Source organism: Paenibacillus sp. FSL F4-0236 (assembly GCF_038000135.1).
GTDB lineage: Bacteria > Bacillota > Bacilli > Paenibacillales > Paenibacillaceae > Paenibacillus_AQ.
Genome location: NZ_JBBOBK010000001.1, coordinates 3,361,918 through 3,386,012 on the forward strand (window position 1 = coordinate 3,361,918; position 24,095 = coordinate 3,386,012).

The following is a 24,095-nucleotide window of genomic DNA, read 5'->3' on the forward strand; positions in this document are numbered from 1 at the left end:
ATTATAGTCAAAATAAAAAACAATCCAAAAACACAAAATAAAATGTTTGATATTTTATTAACTCTTTCAAAATAGCTCATATATTCAACTCCTCTGATCAAGATAATAATCCACCAAAACATAAATGGAACCAGCAATACTAAAAAGGATAATAGCTATACTACTATTCAAATGATATTCCTGTATAAAGCGTTCATCGTATGCCTTGTAAAAGAAAACATATCCCCCGATACCACTCAGAAGCAATATCATTATGCGGCTAATCAAAGGATTTGCAATCATTCGAACAACCCAAGAGAAAGGAAAAATTATAATTGGGTAAAGAACGGCTGAAAAAAGAAATGCTAAGAAAATAAAAACAAATCCTATATTTTGAAACCCGTAATATTCAGTCGTACTGATCTTATTTCCTTCCAAGAGCTCTAATCCAAAAGAGGCCAACGTGAACAGAATCGTCGAAACAAACCATAACATGATATGCTTAACTACACGCAAAGTAATCCCACCAATTTTATGCTTTATATATCAGCCGTTTCATTCATAAGTTCTATTGTTAAATCTGCTTCCAATAATCATTTAGCACTTGGTTCTATTGAAGTTAAAAAAGGTTTTTGCCCTATTCTACTATTATAGGAAACAAAGTACTCCTCATTTATATTAATCAACTTAAATATTCCTTTTGGGATTGTGACTGTAGTTTGATCACCGCTCATATTTTGTACTACTATTTCTCTTTTATCTACTGACACTACATTAACAACAGCAGATGTACTTGCCATCAAAAGGTACCATATTATAAATATAAAAATGATCAAAGGAAGAAATGAGAAGATTTTACGATTATTCATATCTATCACCTCAGAGTAAGGATCATCTAATGAGCATGGTAGTTACCTCCTATCCATTGCCGAACAATTCTTGTATGTATTTTTCCGACATATATTCTCTAAATTCTTTATCTAATAAGTATATTTCATCTTGTTTTATCCACTGGTAGTTAAAAACAGTTCCACAGTCCTCTCCTTCACCCTCTCCAGTGAATCTCCACTTTACAGGTAATCTTGTTTCTGGAATCAGAAGGTAGTCATGTCTTTCAACATTTGCATCTATATAATCCTTATAATAATATTGTGTTCCTATTTTCTTTACTAATTTAAATTGTTTAAGTCCACTTTCTTCTTGAATTTCCCTGAATAAGGCTTCTTCTTCTGTTTCCCCGGCATCGACATTACCACCTACTAATCTAAAGGGTACTTCTGGTTCATTAAGATAAACTAATAAGGTCTTTTCTCCAACTTCATTGTCTTGCAAAATAAATCCGTATACCTTCTTTCTAATCGGTTTCGCTATCTTCATCGTGTCCCCCTATTTAGCTTCTTATAAACGAAAATAAAAAAGTATTTGATCATTGATCAAATACTTGCTCAGTCGTACGGTGTTATGAATATATGCTCCCTTGTGGTCATCTACGTTTACGCCATTCGAACACACCATAAATTTACTTTATTGTATTTTGAAAACCTAAATTAAACAAGAGTAACTCTTTAATTCTCACCGCTGATCAAAATAGCACTCCGCTTCTGTTTAGCACATTACAATCTATTGTGCATTTTATATAGAGAAGCTTAATAGAAAGGGGTGGATCAGAATGGCAACTCGTCAACCTGATTTGGTATTGATCACTTGGAGCAGAAATCCTTTGGTTCGTGGCTCTGCACGTAGGATTATTTCTGTCCGCATCATTGGAAATGCTGAGCCTTGTCGACCTAGCTTAAGACCCAACGGGCTACTTGACACCGCCTTAGCTTGTTTATTAGATAATGACATTGGTTTTAAAGTTGTGTTTCGTAAAAAAACTTCAAGGATTAGCGGCTATTTGCTGTTACAACGCCATTAATATTTTCAGAGGGCAGCTAAGTTGCTGCTCTTTTTTAACGTTGAATAGAACCTGAATCTGATCGAAATTAGGTGAGTCCATGAACTTACAAGATGTAAAGAAGAACTATGATTTAATCGTAAGCTTAGGTATGTCTTGTGCTCCTGCTATAAATATGCAAATAAATAACTTGAGAACATTCTCCATGCCTCTCGACTGGATGATTTCTTATTCATTAACTGATGTAAACAGACTTTATAAAAATAGATTTCAGAATTTCATGGAGTTAACAAATCTGCAAATGCTCGAAGAGACACATTTTTTCTAGAGGATGGAGTGCCCGCTTATCCTAATGGAAACAAGAATGCGTTAGTGAAATCGTATTTTATTCAGGATACCTTTTATAACATTGTCTCTGTACATGATTTTCCTATCACCTTGGGTAAACATTGGTCTACGACCTATCCATCTTATAAAGCAAAGCTGGATTTACGAATTAAGAGATTTTGGGACAAATTACTAAGCAGTAAAAAAATTCTATTCATTAGATGGTTCGCCACATACGAACAGGCTGTAGAGCTACAGCGATTTTGTCTGATATATTAAAACCGAACGAATTCACTGTCCTTATCCTTTATCCCGTTCGTGAATTAACATCAGTACGAGAAATCCATTGGAATATTAATCATATTTGTGTGTTAGAATTTCCTGATGATATGAACGATTATGATAGCTGGGATTATATTTTGAAAGATATACAAATAACGAGCGATTAATTTATCTCCGTATTAAAAAATGACCCTCTCATGGGTCATTAATGTTGACGGCTTCGGTCAATCAAATGATTAATCATTTCTTGCGCAGCAAAAACATATGGATTCAGATATAACCTACTGATACCTACAAATATAGCAATAGGGTTACTGACTCCAAAATCGCTTTGGCTCCAAAGTGATTTTGGATTTGTAAGTTCAGGCTCTACAAGATCATACTTTTCCATCAGCCTTTCCTTTGTTCCACTATCCATTACAGCTCCGTTTCCTTTATCCGCAAAGACTGCTCCTGATGAAAAACACGCCATGATCAGAACAAAGGAAAAAATGAGTATTGCTAGTTTCTTTTTACACATAATACAGCTCCTAATTCTTTCTATGGTCTACACTAAACTCTAAACCTTGTACCAACTCAAATATTTCTCGGGTAATCGCAGGAAATCTATGTATTCGACATTTTTGATCAGTTCTAGATCATATTCTATAAAAATAATGGGATAAAAAGTATTAAATTCTATAATACACCTTTCTCCATATAAAAACAAAAGCACCCCACAGCTATAATTAGTAGGGTACTTTTGAATAATTTCCGTATTTACAATAGCAACATCCCACTAAATATTCTATGGGGTTGGAGTTCCGCCATTGGCATTTAGCGTTTCGCCACTTATATAGCTCGATTCCTGGCTAGCAAGAAATACATACGCCGGAGCCATCTCTGCAGGCTGTCCCGGACGGCCTAGTGGCGTGCTCGCACCGAACTCCTTCAGCACTTCCTCTGGTTGCCCACCCACCACCTGAAGAGGTGTCCATACGGGACCTGGTGCCACTACATTAACTCGAATGCCCTTATCAGCGACTTGCTGAGCGAGAGATTTACTGAATGTATTGATCGCAGCCTTGGTCGTTGCGTAGTCCAACAGGATGGGCGAAGGGTTATAGGCTTGAATGGAAGAAGTGTTGATGATGGTGCTACCCGGTTGCATATGTTTCACTGCCGCTTTACACAGCCAGAACATGGCATACACATTCGTTTTAAAGGTATCGTCAAAATGCTTCGTAGTAAGATCAGCAATATCGGGGACGAATTGCTGTTTGCCCGCTACATTGGCTAAAATATCAATCCCACCCAGCTGCTTGACTGCGGTATCGACGAGCTGTTCACAGTACTCCTCGTCCTTAAGATCACCTGGGATGGCGATTGCGGTTCGTCCTGCTTCCTGCACCAGCTTGAGAACCTGCTTTGCATCCTCTTCTTCCTCCGGCATATAGGATAAGACAACATCTGCGCCTTCACGAGCAAAAGCAATCGCAACAGCTCGGCCTATCCCGCTGTCTGCCCCTGTAACAATCGCTTTTCGTCCAGTCAGACGTCCGGTGCCTTGATAGGTATCTTCACCTGTATCAGGCACGGGATTCATCTTCTTCTGAAGCCCCGGCTCTTGTTGCTGCTGTTGAAATTCAGGTCCTGCCTTGGTGTACTGAGTGGTAGGATCTTGCATCGTATATTGGTTAGACATTGATCAATTCCTCCTTTATTTTTAGAAAACCATTTTTTATTTAACGAACTCTTTTTTTATGTAAACACAACAGTACACCGCTAAACATACCTCATCGATAGCATAGTCCTGAATATTTCCACAAAAAATACCCCAACTACCTGTTAAGGTGGCTAGGGTATCTCATACTCTAAGTATCATTAAACATTTAATGGCCTTAAATTTCCTCTGACCTGTCTTGAACCGACTCATAACGAGTACGTATTTCACGATTTTTAGCGTAGATGTATAAATCTAAAGCCGCTATTCCTCTACGTGCCAATTTTACTAGCAGGACGAAGAAGTAGATTCCCAAGCCAATTGATATCAACCAAATTAAAAAGAACAAAACACCTACTCCCCCTCCGAAAAAAAGACCTGTGTGTTCCATACGATTTATCCGCTCCTTAAGCAATTTTCATTTTTTATCAGTCTATATTGCATAAGCTTAAATAAATATATGGAAACTCACACATGAATCGGGACACCCTCCATACAGTTTCGCGTATACATTACATAAAGGAGTGATAAATCATGGGCTTTTTTATTTTCCTCTTTGTTCTGTTAGCGCTACTTAACATCTTTTTCCCACGATTCGGATGGTACATGAGATACGGATGGATGGTCAAAGGTGACGTTGAGCCGAGTGAGGCTTATTTATTAATGACCCGCGTCAGCAGTATAGTGGCACTTATTGTTCTCTTTTTTATCTGGTCTAGTTTCTGACTTATCCTAACGCTCTTAATACATCCTCAATCTTACGCTGATGCGACAATACGCCGTAATTCATCCAGGCCATGAAATCCACCTCATATACGCTGCCGTTACGTACAGCAGGCAAGTTGCGCCAGAGTTGTGTATCCAGCAGTTCCCGTCCTCCCCCTTCAAGCTGATCAAAGGTAATAAACAAATGATCCGCAGTCAGATTGGCAAGCTCTTCTTTTGTCAGGTTCACCCGATTCTTTCCACGGGTCAACTTCCGAACCAAGCTATGGGGTTGCAAGCCCAAATCATGATGAAGCACGCTTCCTGTATACCCCAAATGCTCACATCCATAGAGAGTGATTCCGTAGACTGAGATTCTTAAACAAGCTATGGTCTGACTATGGACGGACCGGGTAAGCAGCTGCTTGGCTTGCTGTGCCTGATGCTCATAATTGTCGATCACTTCCTGGACACGTTCCGTTCTGCCAAAGACTGCTGCTGCGGAATACAATGTGGCACGCCAATCCTCTTGATGAACAGGTAGCTTGAACAACGGAGCGATCCGGCTGCACTCCTCCAGATGCCAACGATGAAAGCCATTATCCAGCAAGATCAATTCGGGCGTATACCGGGAGAGCTCCTGCCAATTACGAGTCGAAATATCTACCTCAGGCACATCGTGGAGAGCCAAGTACTCTTGTTTCCCCCACTCGGCGTGAGAATATTGCGCCACAGGCGTAATATCCAGAGCCAATAGATAATCTTCCAAAAAAGGAGCAAACACCCTCAATCCATCCTGATGGAAGCTTCTGTATTGGCCTGGAGTAACACCCACCGATCTTTTAAAACGCCGATTAAAATAATACTCATTACTATATCCGACGGATACCGCGATATCATGCATACGGTCATTCGTCAGCAGTAGCTGCTGCTGCGCTCTTTCGATACGAAGCCCGTTCAAATGCTCCAAGGGAACCCTCCCTGTCACCTCTTTAAATGTTTGTGTATAACGCGCACGTGTAATACCTGCAACTTCAGCCAACTGATCGACGGTTACGGCTTGGTTATAATGCTCCTCCATATAGTGAATGGAACGCTGTATTGCCTCATGATCACCCGTGACCTGAACGAAAGAGGAATTTGCACGCATGATTAGCAGCAGCAGCTCCTGAAAGCGCGTATGGCCTGCGAACCATTCGATCTCATCTGTGCTTCTACGGCTATTGTAGATAGCCTCTAGCAGTAATTTACATTGTGAAAAGGGTCTAACGCTTAACAACCCAGATCGAAGGATGTCCTCTTTAGTCCTTCCTTCTATTTCACTCTGCCTGTTTGCCCCGGTTTCGATGATTTCAAAAGTAAGCCGATAAAAGCTAAGCCCCCGCTCCTCGGCATTGATATTGCTTAATAACCCTGGTTCGAACAAGAACCCAGTACCTTTTTCCAGTGGAAACTGCCTCAACTCAGCCTCAACATATCCCTGTCCTTCCGATACAATGAGTAGCGTATGATCCTGAAACACCTCACTCTGTCCGCTTCCTGACAGGGATTGGGTTTCTATATTTATCAAGCTATAGAATAGCTTCCTTCTTTTGCTGTCTTGCAAATCTTTTGCCATTCTCCCGCCCCCAATTGAGAACCATTTTCATTCACTTCAGTGTAAAACAAAAAAGAAGGTCTATCAAGGGTGCTGATAGACCTTCTTTTTGCTATTCCTTCAAGGCGGCTGCCATTTATTTCACCATAGCTTCCAGCAGGTCATCAAGCTTCATCGAATTGGCCGTGATGGCACCAGTCTGCCAGTGGGAACGTTCCATTCTATAAACATTCCCGTTCTTCACTGCAGGTAGGCTCTTCCACAGCGGCCCATCAAGAATTTGGATCGCTTCCTGATTCCCTTCAGTATCCCAGCCCCCGTTGTCAGGGAATACGATGATATGATCCGCTTCGAGCTGAGGAATAAGTTCTTCGGAAATAATAGATTGATATTCGGTCATTTCTGCAGCCATAGGTACGGGTATCAGACCAAATTGAGAATAAATCACACCGATAAAACGGTTTTTAACACCGAACAAAGCAAAGGTCTTATCCGCTACGTTGAGCCGGATCACTGCTACTTTATCTTGCCCCAGAGCCTGTTGCAGTTTAGCTTTTCCATCTGCCACTTTCTGATCATACTCGGCGAGCACAGCCTCAGCCTTCTCCGGAATACCGAGCGCATCTGCAATCGCTGTAAGCACTTGTCTTGAGTCCTGCAGCGCCGCCTCAGGGAGACGATACGTTGGTGCTATCTTGGAATATTGTTCATACCTCGCCGCATCCGCGCCTCCGTCCGCAATAATCAAGTCAGGATCTTTCTCCAACAACGCTTCCAAGCTTCCGGTGATATCAAATTCTGGCACATCGAGATTTAAGTAATCCTGTTTGCCCCAGCTTGGATGATACCACTGAACCACCGGGGTAATCCCCAATGCCTTCAAATAATCTTCAAGGTAAATCCCGGCCACCCGTTTAGGGTTGACTGGAATCTCAACATCTCCGAATTCCCCTGTAATCGTCCGAGTTGCAACCTCTTCCGAAGCATTTCCACTTTCTTCGCTCGGTGTGCTGCTAGCTGAGGTTGATTCCTCTGCATTCTCTGTTTTAGCAACATTATCTTTCGTAGTATTGCTATTCGTTCCGCATGCCGCCAGCGCGGTCAATGCCATAATAAGTACTGCTGACCATAAAAACTTCCGACCCCATCTTACCATTATCCCTTCACTCCAATGCTATATTTTCATTGATTATCATTCTCAATAATCATTATCACAATAGTAGCATGACTTTTATAGCTTTCAATGCACTTTCTCTGCAAAAATCTTATACAAACTATTAACTAGTTTCTTCCCTTCTTCACAAATTTCTTATTATTTACGATTGATTTATACAATGCTTTCGCTTACAATAAACTCATAAACGCGCGTTTATGAAAAGAGGGGAAACATGCGCAGCGAAGATATAGCTAAGTTGGCCGGGGTTTCCCGAAGTACGGTATCCCGCGTGATCAACAATTATTCCAACGTCCCTGAAGAGACCCGGGCCAAAGTGCTGCGGGTGATTGAGCAACATCAGTACGAACCGAACAGCTTTGCAAGGGCTTTAGCCGGTAAGAAGACCGATACGATCGGACTCTTCGCCATCAGTATGAACGAGAAGGAGAATACTACCCGAATTTATCAGAACAATTACTTTGCTCCATTCGTTGATGCCGTAGTCGACACCTCGAATGCCCGCGGATGTTATGTACTGATTCATACAGTTTACTCTCCCGACGATTTCATCAAGGTAAAGCAAGCTTTTCTTCAAAAACGGATTGACGGCGGTATCATTGTCGGCACTCAGAAGGATATTAATATCGTCCGAGAAATGGTAGGGCTCGACTCTCCTCTCGTATTAATTGATTATGATATTTCTGAGATTATGTCGGAGCATCTTGACCGCAATCATCTGGCCATTGTGAACTCCAAAGATTACGAGGGCACCACAGAAGCGATTGAATATTTGATCTCTCTGGGTCATCAAGAGATTGGCATCATCTGTGGGCAAATGAATACGTACTCTGGACGAGAGCGTTATACGGCTTATGAAGATACGCTGAAGAAACATGGCCTGCCTGTAAATGAGAGATTTATTCTGAAAGGTGATTTTCTGAAAGAGACTGCTTACGAAGAGGTTAAGAAGCTCCTTGCTTCTGGAGAACCTTTGCCAACGGCCTTCTTCTCCTCCAACGATGATATGGCTATATCAGCGATGGAAGCGTTCTCCGAACACGGAATCATTGTCCCTGAAGATCTCTCCATGGTTGGATTTGATGACATTCAGCTAGCATCCCGTATTCAGCCTAAGCTGACCTCTGTACGCTTGCCAATCTATGAAATGTCTAAGGCTGCAGTTGAAAAAGTAATCGAGCTGTGTGATTCACAGCAGCCGACGTTTAGCACGATCAGCTTTCCAGCTCGTTTAGTGGAGAGAGATTCCTGTCAACCGCCGAAGAAATAGCTTAAGATCAATCCTTCGCTGAAGAAATCTACATATTTTTCCGTGAAGCTGCTATTTGATTCGGTATCGAAACTACTGCTTTAATTGTCCTGCTTAAAAGCATTGAAAAAACTCCCTTCCCTCGAGGGAATTTTTTCTGAAACTTATAAACGCGCGTTCACAATCGAAAGGAGACTTTCTCACATGAAATTCGGAACCTTTGACGACACTCGAAAAGAGTATGTAATTAACACACCTAAAACCCCTTACCCTTGGATTAACTATCTTGGTAATGAGCAATTTTTCGGACTTATTTCCAATACAGCTGGTGGCTACACCTTCTATAGAGATGCTCGTCTCAGAAGATTGACCCGTTACCGTTATAACAATATCCCACTGGATACCGGCGGCCGCTACTACTATCTTTATGATGATGGTGATTTCTGGACCCCAGGCTGGATGCCAGTTAAACGTGATCTCGACTTCTATGAATGCCGTCACGGTCTTGGCTACACTTCCATTACTGGCGAACGGAACGGAATTTCTGTGAACCAGCTTGCTTTTGTCCCTATGGGTCATAATGCAGAAGTACATCGTCTTGTAGTGAAGAACACGGGCTCCGCTAAAAAATCCGTGAAACTGTTCTCTTTTGCAGAGTTCTGTCTCTGGAATGCACAAGATGATATGACTAACTTCCAACGCAATCTCAGCACCGGTGAGGTTGAAGTGAAGGATTCCGTTATCTATCACAAAACTGAATATCGTGAGCGCAGAAATCACTATGCTTTCTACTCCGTAAATAAAGAAATCGCTGGTTTCGATACTGATCGTGAAGCTTTCGTAGGGATGTACAACGGTCTGGAAAGCCCACAAGCTGTAGTTGCAGGTGAACCTACTAACTCCGTAGCTAGCGGCTGGTCCCCTATCGGATCACACGCACTTAACATTACGCTTGAACCAGGTGAAGAACAAAGCTTCATCTTTGTACTCGGCTACATCGAGAACCCTGAAGAAGATAAATGGGAATCCTTGAATGTAATCAACAAAAAACCAGCAGAAGCTATGATCGCGCAATTTGCTACAGATGCACAAGTAGACGCTGCACTCGCTGCACTTGCTGCTCACTGGGATAACCTGCTGTCTAAATATCAAATCCAAAGCGGCGACGAGAAACTGGATCGCATGGTTAACATCTGGAATCCATATCAATGTATGGTTACCTTCAACATGTCCCGTTCTGCTTCCTACTTTGAATCCGGTATTGGCCGTGGTATGGGCTTCCGTGATTCTAACCAAGACTTGCTCGGATTTGTTCATCAAATTCCTGAACGTGCTAAAGAACGTATTCTCGATATCGCGGCTACACAATTTGAAGATGGCAGTGCCTATCACCAATACCAACCACTCACTAAAAAAGGTAACAACGAAGTCGGCACCGGCTTTAACGATGATCCGCTTTGGTTGATCCTAGGAACGGCTGCTTACATTAAAGAAACTGGCGATACCTCGATTCTTGATGAGCAGGTTCCTTTTGACAGCGATCCGAATAACACCGCTACGCTGTTCGAGCACTTGAAACGTTCCTTTGAGCATGTGACTAACAATCTCGGACCTCACGGCTTGCCACTGATCGGGCGCGCAGACTGGAATGACTGCTTGAACCTCAACTGCTTCTCTACTGAGCCGGGTGAATCTTTCCAAACCACTGCCAACATCGAAGGTCGCGTTGCGGAATCTGTATTTATCGCGGGTCTGTTCGTCTTCGTTGGACCTGACTATGCTGAAATCTGCCGGATGCGCGGACTTAACGATGTAGCTGTGGATGCAGAAGCTAAGATTGACAACATGAAAGAAATCACATTGACGCACGGCTTCGATGGCGATTGGTTCCTGCGTGCTTATGATCACTATGGCGACAAGATCGGTTCCAAAGAAAATGAAGAAGGTAAAATCTTCATCGAACCACAAGGGATCTGCGTAATGGCCGGTATCGGTGTGGAGAATGGTCAAGCTGAAAAAGCTCTATCATCCGTACAAGAGCATTTGGATACTAAATACGGTATCGTATTGCAACAGCCACCGTATTCCAAGTACTATTTGAACCTGGGTGAAATTTCTACGTACCCTCCGGGCTACAAAGAAAATGCCGGTATTTTCTGCCATAATAACCCTTGGATCATGATCGCTGAAACTGTACTTGGACATGGCGACAGAGCATTTGAAATTTACGCAAAAATTGCTCCTGCTTACCTGGAGGATATCAGCGAAATTCACCGCACAGAGCCTTATGTCTACTCCCAAATGATCGCAGGTAAAGATGCCGTTCGTCACGGGGAAGCTAAAAACTCCTGGTTGACTGGTACTGCTGCTTGGAACTATGTAGCCATCACTCAATCGATCCTTGGCATCCAAGCGGATTTCAATGGTCTGAAGATCGATCCTTGTATTCCTACTGAATGGGATAGCTTTGAAATCACACGTGTCTTCCGTGGAGATACTTATGTGATTCAAATCAAGAACCCGAACCATGTCTCCAAAGGTGTAGTTAGTCTTACCCTGGATGGCACAGCTGTAGAAGGTAACATCATTGCTCCAGTTGGAGACGGTGCAGTACACCAAGTAGTTGTAGAACTGGGTTAAAAAAATCCGCTCAACCGTTCACTTGAACGATTGGGCGGATCTATAATTAACGCTGGATGACTCCTGAACTCTTCAGGGGTCTTTTTTTTACCCTTCCACAACATCTGCTCTTAAATCACTCGCAACCTCAAGCATTCTCGGGATCACAGCTTCATTATTTCCAGAAACGTAAATATCCCCTTGATAATGCCTAAATGGGATTGTAGTATCACCAAAGCTCCACATAAAGAAATCTCCCTCAATGGACATCGTAGTGGCGCCTGCTACTGTATAAACTGATGTATAGGTGAAATCAGGTTTGGATGCGAAATACTGCTTGCACTCTTCTAAAGATATGGTTTGTGTTGAACCTCCATCATTTTGCATAGCTCGTGTAATTCGATAACGTTTGCTCATTGTGATGCCTCCAATATTTTCTGTAAAATGATCAGCTACCTTGTCCCGATCAAATATAGCATACAATAAAGCGTAAATCCCTGCTATCCTAAACCTTAAATTACTTTGCCTGTCCCATAACTCACATACTACCTTCCGGAATCCATACCTTCATTTCACCACTGCCACGATTGCCCCACAAGTAATAGGGAACAGCTTTGACCTTAACGGCTTGAAGGGGTGCTTTCTCTCTGCTGTAAAGTCCACCACTCCAGCTCTCTTGATCAACACGCAGTCCATCTGCCTCGACAACAACAGTGCCACCAAGCAAAGTCTCATCAAAACTCGCCGTGAGTTCACTGTCTTCTTTTAAAGAAATAGAGCTTAAAGGCTCACCATTATCGATACTTTCAAGGCAATACACAAGCGGTCCGCGTTGAATCGTTACTTTTTGAGCATCTGCTCGCAAATTGGGATGAGCGTAAATGCGATGTGCCTCCATTGGGTCATTCACTTCGATTATGTCTCCTGCTCTCCACATTCTCCGAATAACGAGGTATCCCTGCTCGATGTTCTCAGCAGTGTTCAGCGCTTCACCATTGACTCTGATCTCCATTCCTAGACTCCACGATGGAATCCGTAAAGCAATTCCGAACTCCGCTTCCTCTGCCGGATTGATCTTCATCGAGACTGTACCTTTCCATGGATAGTTGCACTCTTGCTGAATCGTAACATCCGTTCCACTCAGCTTAGTGTTCAGATTACTTCCAATATACAAATTCGTATAGAGTGTATCGCCATGAACCGTGTAAATATATTGATTGAGCGAAGTTAGTAGACGCGCAACATTCGGAGGGCAGCAGGCGCAGCCAAACCAGCCTTGACGTTCAGACTTCACATGATGTTTCTCCGGGTTGCAACTGCATGCCTGAGGCCATACTTCCAGTGGGTTCACATAAAAATAGTGCTTGCCATCCTGTGCCATCGAGCCCAGTACATTGTTGTAAAGCGCCCGCTCCATGACATCGGCATAACGTGCATCCGGTGATATTCTCAGCATACGCTGTGCAAAAAAGATCAACCCAATAGAGGCACAAGTCTCTGCGTACACCGAATCGTTAGGCAGATCATAATCGAAAGTGAACGCCTCCCCTCTATGTGTAGAGCCGATCCCGCCCGTAATGTACATTTGCTTGTTCGTAATGTTATTCCACAGTCTCTCGCATGCTTCACGAAGTGATTCATCTCCAGTAATAGCGGCAAGATCAGCCATAGCAGTATACATATAAACCGCACGTACAGCATGGCCTACAGCCACCTTCTGCTCTCTTACTGGAAGATGACTCTGGTAATATTTTAAATCAAGATCCTCCTTCCGACCTGTGAAAAAATTGATCTTCCCCAGATTATCCCATTGTTTCTTTAAGAAATTCGGCTGTTGACCTCGCTCATTAATAAAAAAGCTGCTGAGCTTCAAATATCGTTTCTCACCTGTCAATCGATACAGCTTAACGAGCGCGAGTTCAATCTCCTGATGCCCATCATAGCCCTGCATTTTACCTTCTTCCGGTCCAAACATAGAATCAATATGATCAACCATTCGGCACATGATGTCGAGCAGTTTTCTTTTGCCAGTAGCTTCATAATAAGAAACGGCAGCTTCTATGAAATGTCCAGCACAGTACAGCTCATGACAATCGTTCAAATTGGTCCAGCGTTTACCCGGTTCTTTTATCGTAAAATAAGTATTTAAGTATCCATCTTCCTGCTGCGCCTCGCCAACGAGGTCAATCACTTCATCCGCTTGACGCTCTAGCTCAGGATCACGTGTGATGCTTAAGGAATAACCAACAGCCTCCAGCCACTTAGCCACATCACTATCTTGAAATACCCAGCCGTAAAACTCGCCAGTCTTCCGGCCCGCAGCAATCTCAAAATTAGCAATGGCATGACTGGGTTCAGCTCCCAGTGCTCTATCGTGCAATGCCTCATATTGATAGGTGATAACAACGTTCTGGACCAGCCTAATGTATCCGCCCCAGAAATCATCTTGAATGGTAACAGTTTGATCTTTTACAACTTCTTGATCCTGTATAATTTTGTTCATCTTCATCTTCCCCTCAGCCTTATTTCATACTCGCTAATAATAATTATAGGGGGTAGAATAGATTAAAAATACGAACAGAAGCAACCCCTTTTTTGTACTATTTCACACTTTAGAAAGGAGGGATAATTACAAAATGGGCCTTTCATTTATACATTTCGCTGCGCCGCCATTTCCTTATTTTCTAGAATGCAATCGCACGGTTTATCAACCCGGGGATCAGCATCCAAATAGAAGCCATATTGGGGTGTTTGATCTACTTATTGTAGAACAAGGCTGTCTATTTATTGGGGAGGACCATAATCAATGGGAGGTTTCGGCGGGACATACACTGCTATTGCTGCCCGATCGCTATCATTACTCCGTTAAGCCATGTGATGAGACCACTTCATTTATATGGATTCATTTTCATACCCTTGCAGATTGGTCTAGCTCTGAGGGTGGACCCGTGTATATCAACCGTGAAACACATTTTCGGCAGTTTCTTACTTATCCGTATACCATTCGAGTGCCACAGTTCGGTCCCCTCCCTGACCCTTTTGAACGGAGTGGACAAGCCGAGATGCTATTACAGCTGTCTACAGGCCGGCGTTCCAGCGCAGTTTGGCAGCAGCAACGGATATTTGAAGAAATGCTGCGGATGATGGATCTGGCACAGCATGATACTTCAGAAAGTCACGCGGTGGAAATCGCAGAGCAGACGGAGACTTATATCCGTAATCATTATGCGGAGCCTCTCTCCAATGCCTCACTAGCGGACGCACTGCATTTTCACTATAACTACCTTACTCGCTGCATGAAACGAGTATATGGGCTGACTCCGATGGAGTATTTGACGGATTACCGTTTGGAACAGGCTAAGCTATTGCTGCTTAAGACTGAGCTTTCTATAGCTGGAATCGCAGAACGTACCGGCTTCGAGAGCGCCGCCTACTTCTCGCGTCGATTTGCTCAGCAGATCGGAATCTCTCCGCTTCGCTTTCGTAAGCGTTACTCCCGTTAAAAACACAAGCAGCACGTCTCCGATTATTGGACACGTGCTAATTCCTCCATACAGTAACATTCATACTTTCATTTCTGAATTGTTTACGCTTAGTTACTTGGTGTCTTTTGAGCGTTAGGAACCGGCTATCCCTCACACACTATGTAATATAAGACTTTTTAACCCTGATTCATAATCAGGTTTTTTTGTTCAACTGCAATTTTTTGGAAGTGACAAGCATATTTATAGACATGCCTTTAATGTGGAGATGTTAAATATGCGGCCATTAAGATACCTTATCATTCTTTTAGGAAGCTTACTCGTTGCTACGGGAACTAATTTTTTTCTCGTACCATATAAAATCCTGGATGGGGGAATAATAGGGATAGCCCTCATTATTAATTATTTATCCGACGCTAAAATTGGCGTAGCTATAATTCTCTGCAGCTTTCCTATCTTTCTGCTCGCTTGGTTAAAGGAACGCGATATCTTTTACAACAGTGTACTCGGCCTATTGATCTCATCATTTCTGATCGAGCTTCTCGGTCCTTTCCAATATCACTTTCTATATTATTTTGAGTTTGGTTCCATTTCTAGCGCCATTATTGGCGGTTTTTTGATGGGAACGGGACTTGGGATTATGCTGCGGTTTAAAGCAAGTACGGGGGGCACCGATCTGCTCGCTCAATTTATAAAAAGGTATGTCCCGCTGAACCTTGGATTCATCATTTTTTTGACCGACTTTATGATTATCGGCGCGGGAGGACTCCTGATTTCCAAGGAAACCTTCTTCCACTCCATCCTCACGATTATCTCTGGGGGCGTGGCTACGGGTCTATGCACACTTGAGACGAAATAAATGGAAATAAATAAGAATACACACGATCATACGTTCGTATTATAATAAGGAGAAAAAATATAAGGTATCTCTACCTCACCTGGAGCGTGTGAACCTATGAATAAAGAGCGTGTCATTATGCTATCTGATTGCCAAAGCTTCTATGCCTCTGTGGAAAAAGCCTCTAATCCGCAGTACAGCAATAAGCCGCTGATCGTTGCTGGAGACCCAGCTAGACGGAGCGGTATTGTGCTGGCTGCCTGCCCTATAGCCAAATCCTATGGCATTACTACCGCTGAGACGTTGAAGGAAGCGCTGGCAAAATGCCCCGAAGTCATCGTAGTCAGACCACATATGCAGCAATATATCGATGTCTCCTCTCAAATCACAGATATTCTACGTAAGTTTAGCGACCAGGTAGAGCCCTATTCTATCGATGAACAGTTTATTGATGTCAGCGGTAGCCTCAGCTTATTTGGCAGTCCAAGGGAGATCGCTACCGCCATTCAGGATCTAATTCGTAGAAACACAGGTGTGCGTGCGCGCATCGGCATTGGATATTCCAAGGTTACCGCCAAAATGGCTTGCGACCTGTGGGCCAAGAAGAACGCGGATGGTATATTCACCCTCGCTAACGAGGAGCTTCCGAACGTGCTCTGGCCTCTCCCTATTAGCGAGCTGTTCATGGTAGGTCGCCGCATGTCCGCCCATTTCCAAAGCATGGGTATTACGACAATTAGACATTTGGCACAGATGCCGCTAAGCGAGCTAAAATGGCGCATGCGGGAGAAATTTCACAAAAAATGTGATATCGACGCCGAGCTATATTGGCGGATAGCCAATGGCATCGATGACAGCCCCGTGAGCCCAAGCACCTATGAAGTCGCACCCAAGAGTGTCGGGCACCAAATGACGCTTCCAAGGGATTACTATAAGCTGCAAGATATTAAGACTATCATTCTTGAGCTATCTGAGCTTGTATGTAGACGTTGCCGCAAATTGAAAGTACATGGTGCAGTCGTGTCTATCGGCTGCCAAGGTGCCAGCTTTGATGACCCCACAGGCTTCTCAAGACAAACTACAATGAGCGATCCTACAAATGCCACCCTGCTGGTATATGAGGCAGCTCTTTCTCTCTTCAAGCTCCACTGGGACGGTCAGCCTGTGCGTAGAATCCACTTAAGCCTGTCCAATCTATCTGACGAAAGCCAGTACCAGCTAACCCTATTTGAGTCTCGCCCTCGCTATCGTGAACTCGAACGTGCGACCGATGCCCTCAAGAATAAATATGGGGAGACGATCATTGGGCGAGCAGCTTCTTTTACAGATGCCGGGCAGCTTAAGGACAGATCTGGAAAGATCGGCGGACACTATAAATAAAAACTATATTAAAATACACACCATATCGTTTATAATGCTATATTGGGGTTGTTATTTTCACGTAGATGAAGCGACAATCGAAATATGTAAACATAGATAATCACATTCCAGAGGAGGACCGGAGAAGTTGGATAGCACGAGCAACACTAACACTACGTATTATGAAATCGTTGATCTCTGTCTTCTTGCTGGCAAGATCATGCTGCAGAATGGTGCAGAAACATCCAGAGTTGAAGATACGATGACACGAATGGCAGGATCCCTCGGGTTCCCAGGAGCACATAGCTATGTGACGCCAACCGTTATTATGTTCACCACAAATAGAATAGAACCTGTTAAGTTATACAGAATTGCGGAGCGAACAACAGATCTGCAGAAGGTATCGGAGGTCAATGACATTTCTCGGCGTCTAAGCGAACGTCAGATTACAGCTGAGGAAGCTCGTGCAAAATTAGGAGAAGTCGATGAAGCCTCACCTGTCTATCCCGTATGGCTGCAGATCTTAGCAGCCGCCCTTACTGGTGCTTGCTTCACCGTTATGTTTAAAGGCAGTTTGTGGGATGCTCTCCCCGCCTTGCCGATTTCCGGACTGGGCTTCGCTGCGGTCATTTATCTGCATCGTTTAGTGCAGACTAAATTCTTCGCAGAGTTTTCTGCTTCCTTCCTGATCGGACTTCTAGCCTTCTGTTCTGTAAAGCTGGGGATTGGTCAAGAGATGGACAAAATCATTATCGGCTCCGTTATGCCTCTAGTACCCGGACTACTCATTACTAATGCCGTTCGTGATCTGATGGCCGGTCATCTGGTCTCAGGCATATCCAAGGGAGCCGATGCCTTTCTAACTGCATTTGCGATCGGTACAGGTATCGGGCTTGTACTATCACTATTTTAATATCCATGTGAAAGAGGTTAGCCCTTCATGATTTTGCAACTTATAACCAGTTTTATCGCCGCGGCAACCTTCTGTATTCTATTTAATGCGCCTAAGCGCTCACTACTACAGTGTGGTTTTGCCGGAATGGTGGGCTGGATGGTGTATGTGCTTCTTAATGTAGAGTTCGGGCCTGTTGTAGCTACGTTTGCAGCTAGTGTAATAGTGGGCATCGTCAGCCAATTTTTTGCGCGATCCTTCAAAATGCCGGTTATTATTTTTAGTGTAGGTGGTATTATCCCGCTTGTTCCGGGTGGTCTCGCTTATGATGCTATGCGTAAATTTGTGGAAGAGGACTATACTCTGGCTGTAGAAATCGCAGTTCGGGCATTAATGCTCTCTGGAGCCATTGCAGCTGGACTCGTGCTAAGTGATGTAATTGGACAAATGTTCCGTCGTCGCGCAATCAAATAACAGCATCCTTCTTCAAAAAAAGAAATCGCCTGTTGGTACAATGGTGGTCACCCATCCATCTCCCAAGGAGCGATTTCTTTGTTCATCTCTATGCAAATAACGCTTCAGGGAAGGCTAAAGGCGCAGCACCCGGATGAATACTATTGATGCTAGTGTTCTTGATCCAGGACAACCCTACAGTCCCCTCACCCGCATGAACAGCCACAGCAGGAATATAGGTCATAATCTCAGTTCGTAAGTCAGGCTCCATCGCTTTTATGTCCTCTTCTAGCTTGAGTGCCATCTCTAAATTATTTGAATGCATGATACATACATCACTAACAAGCCCTACATCCTGTTTAAATATCTCCAAAAGCGCCTGTTGCGTCTTCTTCATTGTACGGATTTTCTCCACAACAACGACCTTCCCTTCGTCAAAACGAAGCAGCAAGTTTATACGCAGCAATTGGCTAAGTACAAATTGTGATCCAGAAACACGTCCACTGCGATGAAGCTGTGTCAAGCTTGCAGGAATTAAGTAAAAGGACATATTCTGAATAATATTTTCAATCTTCGCTTTAATTTCTAGTCCAGAAAGACCCTTCTTCTGCCAATGTATACCGCGCATGATCATTTCTCGGATTGGATAAGCGCCAACCTTGGCATCAATTCCAATTACATTGGCCTCCGCTATTTCGGCGCCTTGCATCGAAGCATTGTAAGTGCCACTGAGCTCTGAAGAAAGATGTACAGCAATAATTTCATCGTATTCTTCCTTCAACCGTTCGTATAGCTCAATAAACTCACCGATTGGAGGCTGTGAGCTGCCTACCTTTTCATGCTGGCGCATTTTCTCATAGAAGTCATCGATCGTAATATCTATATTCTCTTTATAACATTCGTTGTTGATAATAATCCGTAACGGAATAATATATACATGATTATTCTTAGCGAACTCCGGATCTATGATACTTGTACTGTCGGTTACCCAGGCAATTGATTTCATGGTCATTTGTCACTTCTCTCTCTCATAAAAAGGAATAGTAGAATGAATGAGGAGACAAGGGCCAAGAATTCCAGACCAGTGAATCACACGCTCATCCTGAATAATCAACTTAAGAATTGAACAGCGGTTAAGTAATCCGCGTATTCGTAAATTATACAGGATAACAAGCGTTAATATAGGCAAAACAGGTCTTTCATGCAAATTTCAATCCATTTAATTCAACATTATTCGACATTTTTTCACATTATATATGACGAATATACCTATCCTAATAGAGCCACTTCATGTTATGAAAAAGCTAAACCACAGCAAAAACATCCCCGTTCCCGGCATCTGTCAGTTTTCCAACTTCAACTCATCCATCTGCTTCTGAATCTGAGCGACATCTACCGTTCTTTGAAAACGAACCTCCGAGCGACTGTAACGATCCTGAGTAATGGAAGTCTGTTCAAGCAAATCGCTAAACAGCTTGCGTAGCTGTAGCATTTTGTCCCGTTCCGCTAGCGCATCGGCGATCGATTGATCACTCGGATCAAAATCGTCTGCTCATTCACAGCTCTTTCTAACTCCTGCAAAAGAGCTTCAGGTTGTTCAGCCGGATCCTCACCCTCTTGAACTTTAACGACTCGCTCCAGCCGCTGCTTTAGCTGCACGATTTTACGGGTTAGATCACTTCGATTCACTAACGCTTCCGCAAGTTTCAGATCTGGACTCCCCCTATAATTTTCTGATAGCTAGCGAATAAGGCTCGTGTGAAAAGATGCCGTGGTGTTCAGCACAGCTAATCCTCCCAAATCGATGTCTCTAAATGATCTACGAACTTGCGTAATTTACCGGCTAGCTTGCGGTTAATGGTTCCATCCTGATACATTTGCTGCACCTTATCCCGCTGCTCTTGAATGGCTTTCAGCTTCATTTCAAGCTTTTGATCATCAACAAGCCCATCCTTTGTCCAGCCTTTCCCTTGCTCCAAACGAGAAATTAACTGTTCATAACTGCATGCAACCTTCTCGGCCGCACTTCGGTTGTTCTCATTCTTACAGACATTAATAGCAGCTATAGCAGCATGGGCCATGGCAATTTTCGCTTCTCTAGCACACTCAGCCTGTTGCAGCATTTGTTGGCTAGCTTCCCCTTCATTCTGTCCTGAGAACATTCCCGCAAACAGCCGTCTAATCTCGGTAATCGATATTCTGATTTGTGAATTTAGACTTCTGGCTAAAAAGACCTCACTATGATCCAAGAATTCTCCCAGCTTCTGAGCCACTGAGGCGGGAATCTCATTGCTCTCTAGCAATCGGTTCAGTTCTTTACGTTCAGCTTGCAGACCCACAATCCTCGCTTCAACACCCAGTCGGCGGAAGTTCTCGAGTGCTGGATCATTCGATTGGTCCTCACGGTTAAGACTATAAACCTTTTCTCTAAATTCACTCAAAGCCGGTTGTGCGGATTCCTTACTTTCTTCTGTCATCATACTTTGCAGCATGGTTAAACCGGCAGCAATAACTTTAGACTTGGCCGCCTGCTCGGCTCCTGTCTCACCTGATTCGGCAACTGGCTCTTCTTTACCTGCTAGAATTGGCAAAAAGATACTAGCGATCAGCAGCGACATTAGAATAACACCTGCGGCGATAAAGATGATTAAATCACGCTCAGGAAATGGTGACCCATCCCCAAGAAAAAAGGGAATCGAGAACGCACCGGCTAAGGTAACCGCTCCACGCACTCCTGAGATCGTGAGGATTAACAGTGATTTAACAGATGACTTCTCCATTTTTCGCAGACGAGATCCTACTAAAGAGAACACATACACCCATACAAACCGTAGTACAAACAGCAGCAAAGTAATGGCTAATACATAACCTACAACTATAAGATTATCCACGGCCGTATCACGGTAGATCACTTCAATAACATCTGGAATAGATAAGCCAAGAATAAGAAAGACCAGGCCATTCAATATATAGAGCAGAACAGACCATGTACTAGCGGATACCAGTTGTAGCTTATACTGCGGAGATACGGCACGGTCCTTCTCAACCGCATGAATAATTCCCCCTGCAACCACTGCCAAAATGCCAGATACCCCTATCTCTTCACTGATCAAATAAATAATAAAAGGAGTTAGGATTTGCAGTAGCACATGCACTGTGATATCCTCCATCCCCAGTCTGCGAATAATTACGCTTAGCCGAATCAGAAGAAAAGCCAATAATGCCCCAACGATCAACCCACCTGCAGCTATAATTACAAAGCTAATGGAGGCTTTCGGTAAAGAAAACATACCCGTAACTGCTGCAGCAATGGCAAAGTTAAAGGCAACAAGCCCGGAAGCATCATTCATTAATGATTCGCCCTCTAGAATGCGGTGAATACTCTTAGGAAGATGCACTCTTCCAGCGATTGCGCTGACCGCGACTGCATCTGTAGGTGACAAGATCGCTGCCAGAGCAAATGCAGCTGCTAACGGGATCGTTGGAATCATCCAGTTGATCGAATATCCAGCAATAAGCACCGTAGCAAAAACCAATCCCAGCGCCAGCATTAATATCGGACCCCGTAAGTTCCATAATTCATTTCTTGGCGTCCGTTTCCCATCATTGAACAAAAGCGGTGCAATAAACAATACGAAAAACAGCTCTGGTTCCAATGTCATATGTATTCCCAAAGGCATTAACACAACCATTACACCCAGACCAATTTGAATTAACGGTATTGGCACAAAGGGAATAAATCGGTTTATGATGTTGGAAATTGCGATAAGGCCCAGTAGGACGAGTACAACTAGAAAAGTCTCCAAACCACATCAACTCCCTTTTTTATTTGGTTATTATATCGTAAAGCTTCGGGTAAGGGAAAAATATAGAAATAGAAGTTCTCAACAATAATGTCCCCTAGAAATTACACAAAAAATACATCAGATATATATTGACAAAAATATTTATTTATGTTATAATAATAAATTACGCTATTGAAATTACATTTTATTTTAAGTATTATATGCATTAGCCTAACGGCATCGCTCTTATCATCAATCATGGAGGGATCTTATGCATATTGCTAGTGGAATAGAAATGTTAGAGATTACAACACAGGTTATGGGCGGGAGTGACACGATTTACCCCACGCTGCTCTGGGATCAAAATTCTGCTGTACTCGTAGACACTGGATTTCCGGGCCTGCTCCCAAAATTCAAAGAAGCTCTAAAAGAAACCCACGTGCCTTGGGAACAACTGCGCACCGTAATCATCACACATCAAGATCTAGATCACATCGGGAGCTTACCTGATTTACTGTCAGAAGAATGTCTAGAACTGACAGTTCTGGCTCATGAAATCGAGCAGCCTTATATTGAAGGAGAGCGAATGCTCCTTAAACACACCCCTGAAGCTTTAGCTGCGGCAGAAGCCATGATCCCCCCTCATGTACCAGAGGAATGGCGCCGCGCTTTCCTATCCGTGTTATCTCATCCCCCTAAAGGAAGAGTAGATCGAACCATAGTGGATGGGGATATACTGCCTCTTGCCGGTGGAATTACGATTATCCATACACCAGGACATAGCCCTGGACATCTGAGTCTATACCATCATGATAGCCGTACGCTAATTGCCGCGGATGCTCTTACCGTTCAAGGCGATGAGCTGCACGGCCCCACTCCTTCGGCAACGCCTGACATGAAGCAAGCTTTAATCTCTCTGACAAAGTTCGCCGAGTATGAGATTGAAACGGTCATTTGCTATCATGGCGGAATTTATCGCGGAAACGCAAACAAACGGATTGCTGAAATTGCGGAAGCAAGAGAATAGACTGATGCAAGAAAGCAGAGCCCTTATCTGGCTCTGCTTTCTTTTTATATATAGTCCTTACTCGTTATACTCACTTATGATTCCGAAACAACTGTAAACCGTTCACGAATATGCTGCGGCTGTTCAATTTCATCTACAATAGCAATCGCATAATCTTCATAGCTGACATAGCTCTCACCTTTGGAATTCACAAGCAGATGATCTTTGCCTTTCACATAAGAACCCGTTCTTGTCCCAATTGCAAAATTAGCGGATGGACTAACGAAGGTCCAAGACAGCGAGTCTGTACCTTGCAGGATCTCCAGGTTCTTCCCTTGATTCGTAGCCGTTGGCTTGATAAAGTCAGGGAAATCAGGGGTATCTACCACTTTAAGCGTCTTAGCTTCATCTACATATAAACTTCCCGCACCTCCAACTACAATCAATCTTGTATTAGGGGCATCCTTTAATGCTTCAATAAGCACATTTCCGGCATCCACATGCAGATACTCTTGTCCAAATGGTGCTCCAAAAGCATTCACAACAACATCAAAACCCTTCAAATCTTCAGCGGTAAGTGCAAATATATCCTTTTCGATGACCTTTGCCTTACGATTTGCAACTTTCGATGCATCCCGTACAATGGCTGTAACTTCATGGCCTCTATCTAGCGCTTCCTGAGTGATTCGGCTTCCGGCTTTTCCACTTGCTCCTACAACTGCGATTTTCATATTATTTCCTCCTGTATA

24 protein-coding genes and 1 pseudogene are annotated in these 24,095 nt (G+C 43.4%); 12 read left to right on the top strand and 13 right to left on the bottom strand.

The window, feature by feature from the left end; genetic code table 11:
- Nucleotides 1-84: 84 nt before the first annotated feature.
- The 3 genes from NSQ29_RS15330 to NSQ29_RS15340 all read right to left on the bottom strand — a co-directional run bounded on the left by NSQ29_RS15330 (nucleotide 85) and on the right by NSQ29_RS15340 (nucleotide 1,356).
- The gene (locus tag NSQ29_RS15330; RefSeq protein ID WP_341125490.1) at nucleotides 85-495 is read right to left on the bottom strand and encodes a hypothetical protein; all 411 of its coding nucleotides are present in this window, start codon (nucleotides 493-495) and stop codon (nucleotides 85-87) included.
- Between the two features lie 77 nt (nucleotides 496-572).
- On the bottom strand, nucleotides 573-848 hold the full coding sequence (locus tag NSQ29_RS15335) for a hypothetical protein (RefSeq protein WP_341125491.1): 276 nt from the start codon (nucleotides 846-848) through the stop codon (nucleotides 573-575).
- Between the two features lie 49 nt (nucleotides 849-897).
- Nucleotides 898-1,356, bottom strand: coding sequence for an NUDIX domain-containing protein (locus NSQ29_RS15340; protein ID WP_341125492.1), 459 nt, complete (start codon nucleotides 1,354-1,356; stop codon nucleotides 898-900).
- A gap of 292 nt (nucleotides 1,357-1,648) precedes the next feature.
- On the opposite strand from NSQ29_RS15340, the gene NSQ29_RS15345 reads away from it, so the two are divergent.
- From NSQ29_RS15345 to NSQ29_RS31545, 3 genes are all read left to right on the top strand, one after another.
- Nucleotides 1,649-1,897, top strand: a complete 249-nt coding sequence (locus NSQ29_RS15345) for a hypothetical protein (RefSeq protein ID WP_076299475.1) — start codon at nucleotides 1,649-1,651, stop codon at nucleotides 1,895-1,897.
- Nucleotides 1,898-2,051: 154 nt separating this feature from the next.
- Nucleotides 2,052-2,204, top strand: coding sequence for a DUF1796 family putative cysteine peptidase (locus tag NSQ29_RS31540; RefSeq protein WP_445739193.1), 153 nt, complete (start codon nucleotides 2,052-2,054; stop codon nucleotides 2,202-2,204).
- A gap of 44 nt (nucleotides 2,205-2,248) precedes the next feature.
- Nucleotides 2,249-2,482: a DUF1796 family putative cysteine peptidase gene (locus NSQ29_RS31545; RefSeq protein ID WP_445739165.1), complete on the top strand. Its 234-nt coding sequence runs from the start codon at nucleotides 2,249-2,251 to the stop codon at nucleotides 2,480-2,482.
- A 208-nt stretch (nucleotides 2,483-2,690) separates the two neighbouring features.
- Here the strand turns inward: NSQ29_RS31545 and NSQ29_RS15350 are convergent, their stop codons facing one another.
- Nucleotides 2,691-3,005, bottom strand: a complete 315-nt coding sequence (locus NSQ29_RS15350; protein WP_149644136.1) for a hypothetical protein — start codon at nucleotides 3,003-3,005, stop codon at nucleotides 2,691-2,693.
- 267 nt (nucleotides 3,006-3,272) lie between these two features.
- The gene (locus NSQ29_RS15355; protein WP_042187274.1) at nucleotides 3,273-4,169 is read right to left on the bottom strand and encodes an SDR family oxidoreductase; all 897 of its coding nucleotides are present in this window, start codon (nucleotides 4,167-4,169) and stop codon (nucleotides 3,273-3,275) included.
- Between the two features lie 552 nt (nucleotides 4,170-4,721).
- Here NSQ29_RS15355 and NSQ29_RS15360 point away from each other — a divergent pair.
- Nucleotides 4,722-4,913 (top strand): DUF6199 family natural product biosynthesis protein, encoded by a 192-nt coding sequence (locus tag NSQ29_RS15360; RefSeq protein ID WP_042187270.1) that lies wholly within the window; start codon nucleotides 4,722-4,724, stop codon nucleotides 4,911-4,913.
- Nucleotide 4,914: 1 nt separating this feature from the next.
- Here NSQ29_RS15360 and NSQ29_RS15365 read toward each other — a convergent pair whose 3' ends face one another.
- A complete protein-coding gene (locus NSQ29_RS15365) occupies nucleotides 4,915-6,510 on the bottom strand; it encodes a helix-turn-helix domain-containing protein (protein ID WP_341125493.1) in 1,596 nt (531 codons plus the stop codon).
- A gap of 115 nt (nucleotides 6,511-6,625) precedes the next feature.
- Nucleotides 6,626-7,645, bottom strand: coding sequence for an ABC transporter substrate-binding protein (locus NSQ29_RS15370; protein ID WP_341125494.1), 1,020 nt, complete (start codon nucleotides 7,643-7,645; stop codon nucleotides 6,626-6,628).
- A 232-nt stretch (nucleotides 7,646-7,877) separates the two neighbouring features.
- On the opposite strand from NSQ29_RS15370, the gene NSQ29_RS15375 reads away from it, so the two are divergent.
- Both NSQ29_RS15375 and NSQ29_RS15380 read left to right on the top strand, forming a co-directional pair.
- Nucleotides 7,878-8,933, top strand: a complete 1,056-nt coding sequence (locus NSQ29_RS15375; RefSeq protein WP_042187264.1) for a LacI family DNA-binding transcriptional regulator — start codon at nucleotides 7,878-7,880, stop codon at nucleotides 8,931-8,933.
- Nucleotides 8,934-9,116: 183 nt separating this feature from the next.
- Nucleotides 9,117-11,552, top strand: a complete 2,436-nt coding sequence (locus tag NSQ29_RS15380; RefSeq protein WP_341054028.1) for a GH36-type glycosyl hydrolase domain-containing protein — start codon at nucleotides 9,117-9,119, stop codon at nucleotides 11,550-11,552.
- Between the two features lie 87 nt (nucleotides 11,553-11,639).
- Here NSQ29_RS15380 and NSQ29_RS15385 read toward each other — a convergent pair whose 3' ends face one another.
- Together NSQ29_RS15385 and NSQ29_RS15390 are read right to left on the bottom strand one after the other, a co-directional pair.
- Complete coding sequence (locus NSQ29_RS15385) at nucleotides 11,640-11,948, bottom strand: hypothetical protein (RefSeq protein WP_042187261.1); 309 nt, start codon at nucleotides 11,946-11,948, stop codon at nucleotides 11,640-11,642.
- A 121-nt stretch (nucleotides 11,949-12,069) separates the two neighbouring features.
- The gene (locus NSQ29_RS15390; protein ID WP_341125495.1) at nucleotides 12,070-14,034 is read right to left on the bottom strand and encodes a glycoside hydrolase family 127 protein; all 1,965 of its coding nucleotides are present in this window, start codon (nucleotides 14,032-14,034) and stop codon (nucleotides 12,070-12,072) included.
- Nucleotides 14,035-14,167: 133 nt separating this feature from the next.
- Here NSQ29_RS15390 and NSQ29_RS15395 point away from each other — a divergent pair, with 133 nt between their 5' ends.
- The 5 genes from NSQ29_RS15395 (at nucleotide 14,168) to NSQ29_RS15415 (ending at nucleotide 18,576) form a co-directional block, all read left to right on the top strand.
- The gene (locus tag NSQ29_RS15395) at nucleotides 14,168-15,034 is read left to right on the top strand and encodes a helix-turn-helix transcriptional regulator (protein ID WP_341125496.1); all 867 of its coding nucleotides are present in this window, start codon (nucleotides 14,168-14,170) and stop codon (nucleotides 15,032-15,034) included.
- Between the two features lie 247 nt (nucleotides 15,035-15,281).
- Nucleotides 15,282-15,872 (top strand): YitT family protein, encoded by a 591-nt coding sequence (locus tag NSQ29_RS15400; protein WP_339247323.1) that lies wholly within the window; start codon nucleotides 15,282-15,284, stop codon nucleotides 15,870-15,872.
- Nucleotides 15,873-15,968: 96 nt separating this feature from the next.
- Nucleotides 15,969-17,231: a DNA polymerase IV gene (locus tag NSQ29_RS15405; RefSeq protein ID WP_341125497.1), complete on the top strand. Its 1,263-nt coding sequence runs from the start codon at nucleotides 15,969-15,971 to the stop codon at nucleotides 17,229-17,231.
- Between the two features lie 127 nt (nucleotides 17,232-17,358).
- The gene (locus NSQ29_RS15410) at nucleotides 17,359-18,123 is read left to right on the top strand and encodes a threonine/serine exporter family protein (RefSeq protein WP_042187254.1); all 765 of its coding nucleotides are present in this window, start codon (nucleotides 17,359-17,361) and stop codon (nucleotides 18,121-18,123) included.
- Between the two features lie 27 nt (nucleotides 18,124-18,150).
- Nucleotides 18,151-18,576 (top strand): threonine/serine exporter family protein, encoded by a 426-nt coding sequence (locus tag NSQ29_RS15415; RefSeq protein ID WP_042126727.1) that lies wholly within the window; start codon nucleotides 18,151-18,153, stop codon nucleotides 18,574-18,576.
- Between the two features lie 88 nt (nucleotides 18,577-18,664).
- On the opposite strand, the gene NSQ29_RS15420 is transcribed toward NSQ29_RS15415, so the two are convergent.
- The 3 genes and pseudogenes from NSQ29_RS15420 to NSQ29_RS15430 all read right to left on the bottom strand — a co-directional run bounded on the left by NSQ29_RS15420 (nucleotide 18,665) and on the right by NSQ29_RS15430 (nucleotide 22,361).
- Nucleotides 18,665-19,567, bottom strand: a complete 903-nt coding sequence (locus NSQ29_RS15420; protein WP_341125498.1) for a DegV family protein — start codon at nucleotides 19,565-19,567, stop codon at nucleotides 18,665-18,667.
- A gap of 330 nt (nucleotides 19,568-19,897) precedes the next feature.
- Nucleotides 19,898-20,265, bottom strand: a pseudogene (locus NSQ29_RS15425) (DIP1984 family protein).
- 77 nt (nucleotides 20,266-20,342) lie between these two features.
- On the bottom strand, nucleotides 20,343-22,361 hold the full coding sequence (locus NSQ29_RS15430) for a Na+/H+ antiporter (RefSeq protein WP_340968933.1): 2,019 nt from the start codon (nucleotides 22,359-22,361) through the stop codon (nucleotides 20,343-20,345).
- A 250-nt stretch (nucleotides 22,362-22,611) separates the two neighbouring features.
- Between NSQ29_RS15430 and NSQ29_RS15435 the strand changes: the two genes are divergently transcribed.
- Nucleotides 22,612-23,367, top strand: a complete 756-nt coding sequence (locus NSQ29_RS15435; protein WP_340968932.1) for an MBL fold metallo-hydrolase — start codon at nucleotides 22,612-22,614, stop codon at nucleotides 23,365-23,367.
- 74 nt (nucleotides 23,368-23,441) lie between these two features.
- Here NSQ29_RS15435 and NSQ29_RS15440 read toward each other — a convergent pair whose 3' ends face one another.
- Nucleotides 23,442-24,077 (bottom strand): NAD(P)-dependent oxidoreductase, encoded by a 636-nt coding sequence (locus tag NSQ29_RS15440; protein ID WP_340968931.1) that lies wholly within the window; start codon nucleotides 24,075-24,077, stop codon nucleotides 23,442-23,444.
- Between the last annotated feature and the right edge of the window lie 18 nt (nucleotides 24,078-24,095).

Excerpts from the sequence above, each read along its gene's own strand:
- NSQ29_RS15335 (WP_341125491.1), bottom strand. The coding sequence starts at position 848 with ATGAATAATCGTAAAATCTTCTCATTTCTTCCTTTGATCATTTTTATA.
- NSQ29_RS15340 (WP_341125492.1), bottom strand. The coding sequence starts at position 1,356 with ATGAAGATAGCGAAACCGATTAGAAAGAAGGTATACGGATTTATTTTG.
- NSQ29_RS15345 (WP_076299475.1), top strand. The coding sequence starts at position 1,649 with ATGGCAACTCGTCAACCTGATTTGGTATTGATCACTTGGAGCAGAAAT.
- NSQ29_RS31540 (WP_445739193.1), top strand. The coding sequence starts at position 2,052 with ATGCAAATAAATAACTTGAGAACATTCTCCATGCCTCTCGACTGGATG.
- NSQ29_RS15350 (WP_149644136.1), bottom strand. The coding sequence starts at position 3,005 with ATGTGTAAAAAGAAACTAGCAATACTCATTTTTTCCTTTGTTCTGATC.
- NSQ29_RS15355 (WP_042187274.1), bottom strand. The coding sequence starts at position 4,169 with ATGTCTAACCAATATACGATGCAAGATCCTACCACTCAGTACACCAAG.
- NSQ29_RS15360 (WP_042187270.1), top strand. The coding sequence starts at position 4,722 with ATGGGCTTTTTTATTTTCCTCTTTGTTCTGTTAGCGCTACTTAACATC.
- NSQ29_RS15365 (WP_341125493.1), bottom strand. The coding sequence starts at position 6,510 with ATGGCAAAAGATTTGCAAGACAGCAAAAGAAGGAAGCTATTCTATAGC.
- NSQ29_RS15370 (WP_341125494.1), bottom strand. The coding sequence starts at position 7,645 with ATGGTAAGATGGGGTCGGAAGTTTTTATGGTCAGCAGTACTTATTATG.
- NSQ29_RS15375 (WP_042187264.1), top strand. The coding sequence starts at position 7,878 with ATGCGCAGCGAAGATATAGCTAAGTTGGCCGGGGTTTCCCGAAGTACG.
- NSQ29_RS15380 (WP_341054028.1), top strand. The coding sequence starts at position 9,117 with ATGAAATTCGGAACCTTTGACGACACTCGAAAAGAGTATGTAATTAAC.
- NSQ29_RS15385 (WP_042187261.1), bottom strand. The coding sequence starts at position 11,948 with ATGAGCAAACGTTATCGAATTACACGAGCTATGCAAAATGATGGAGGT.
- NSQ29_RS15390 (WP_341125495.1), bottom strand. The coding sequence starts at position 14,034 with ATGAACAAAATTATACAGGATCAAGAAGTTGTAAAAGATCAAACTGTT.
- NSQ29_RS15395 (WP_341125496.1), top strand. The coding sequence starts at position 14,168 with ATGGGCCTTTCATTTATACATTTCGCTGCGCCGCCATTTCCTTATTTT.
- NSQ29_RS15400 (WP_339247323.1), top strand. The coding sequence starts at position 15,282 with ATGTTAAATATGCGGCCATTAAGATACCTTATCATTCTTTTAGGAAGC.
- NSQ29_RS15405 (WP_341125497.1), top strand. The coding sequence starts at position 15,969 with ATGAATAAAGAGCGTGTCATTATGCTATCTGATTGCCAAAGCTTCTAT.
- NSQ29_RS15415 (WP_042126727.1), top strand. The coding sequence starts at position 18,151 with ATGATTTTGCAACTTATAACCAGTTTTATCGCCGCGGCAACCTTCTGT.
- NSQ29_RS15420 (WP_341125498.1), bottom strand. The coding sequence starts at position 19,567 with ATGACCATGAAATCAATTGCCTGGGTAACCGACAGTACAAGTATCATA.
- NSQ29_RS15435 (WP_340968932.1), top strand. The coding sequence starts at position 22,612 with ATGCATATTGCTAGTGGAATAGAAATGTTAGAGATTACAACACAGGTT.
- NSQ29_RS15440 (WP_340968931.1), bottom strand. The coding sequence starts at position 24,077 with ATGAAAATCGCAGTTGTAGGAGCAAGTGGAAAAGCCGGAAGCCGAATC.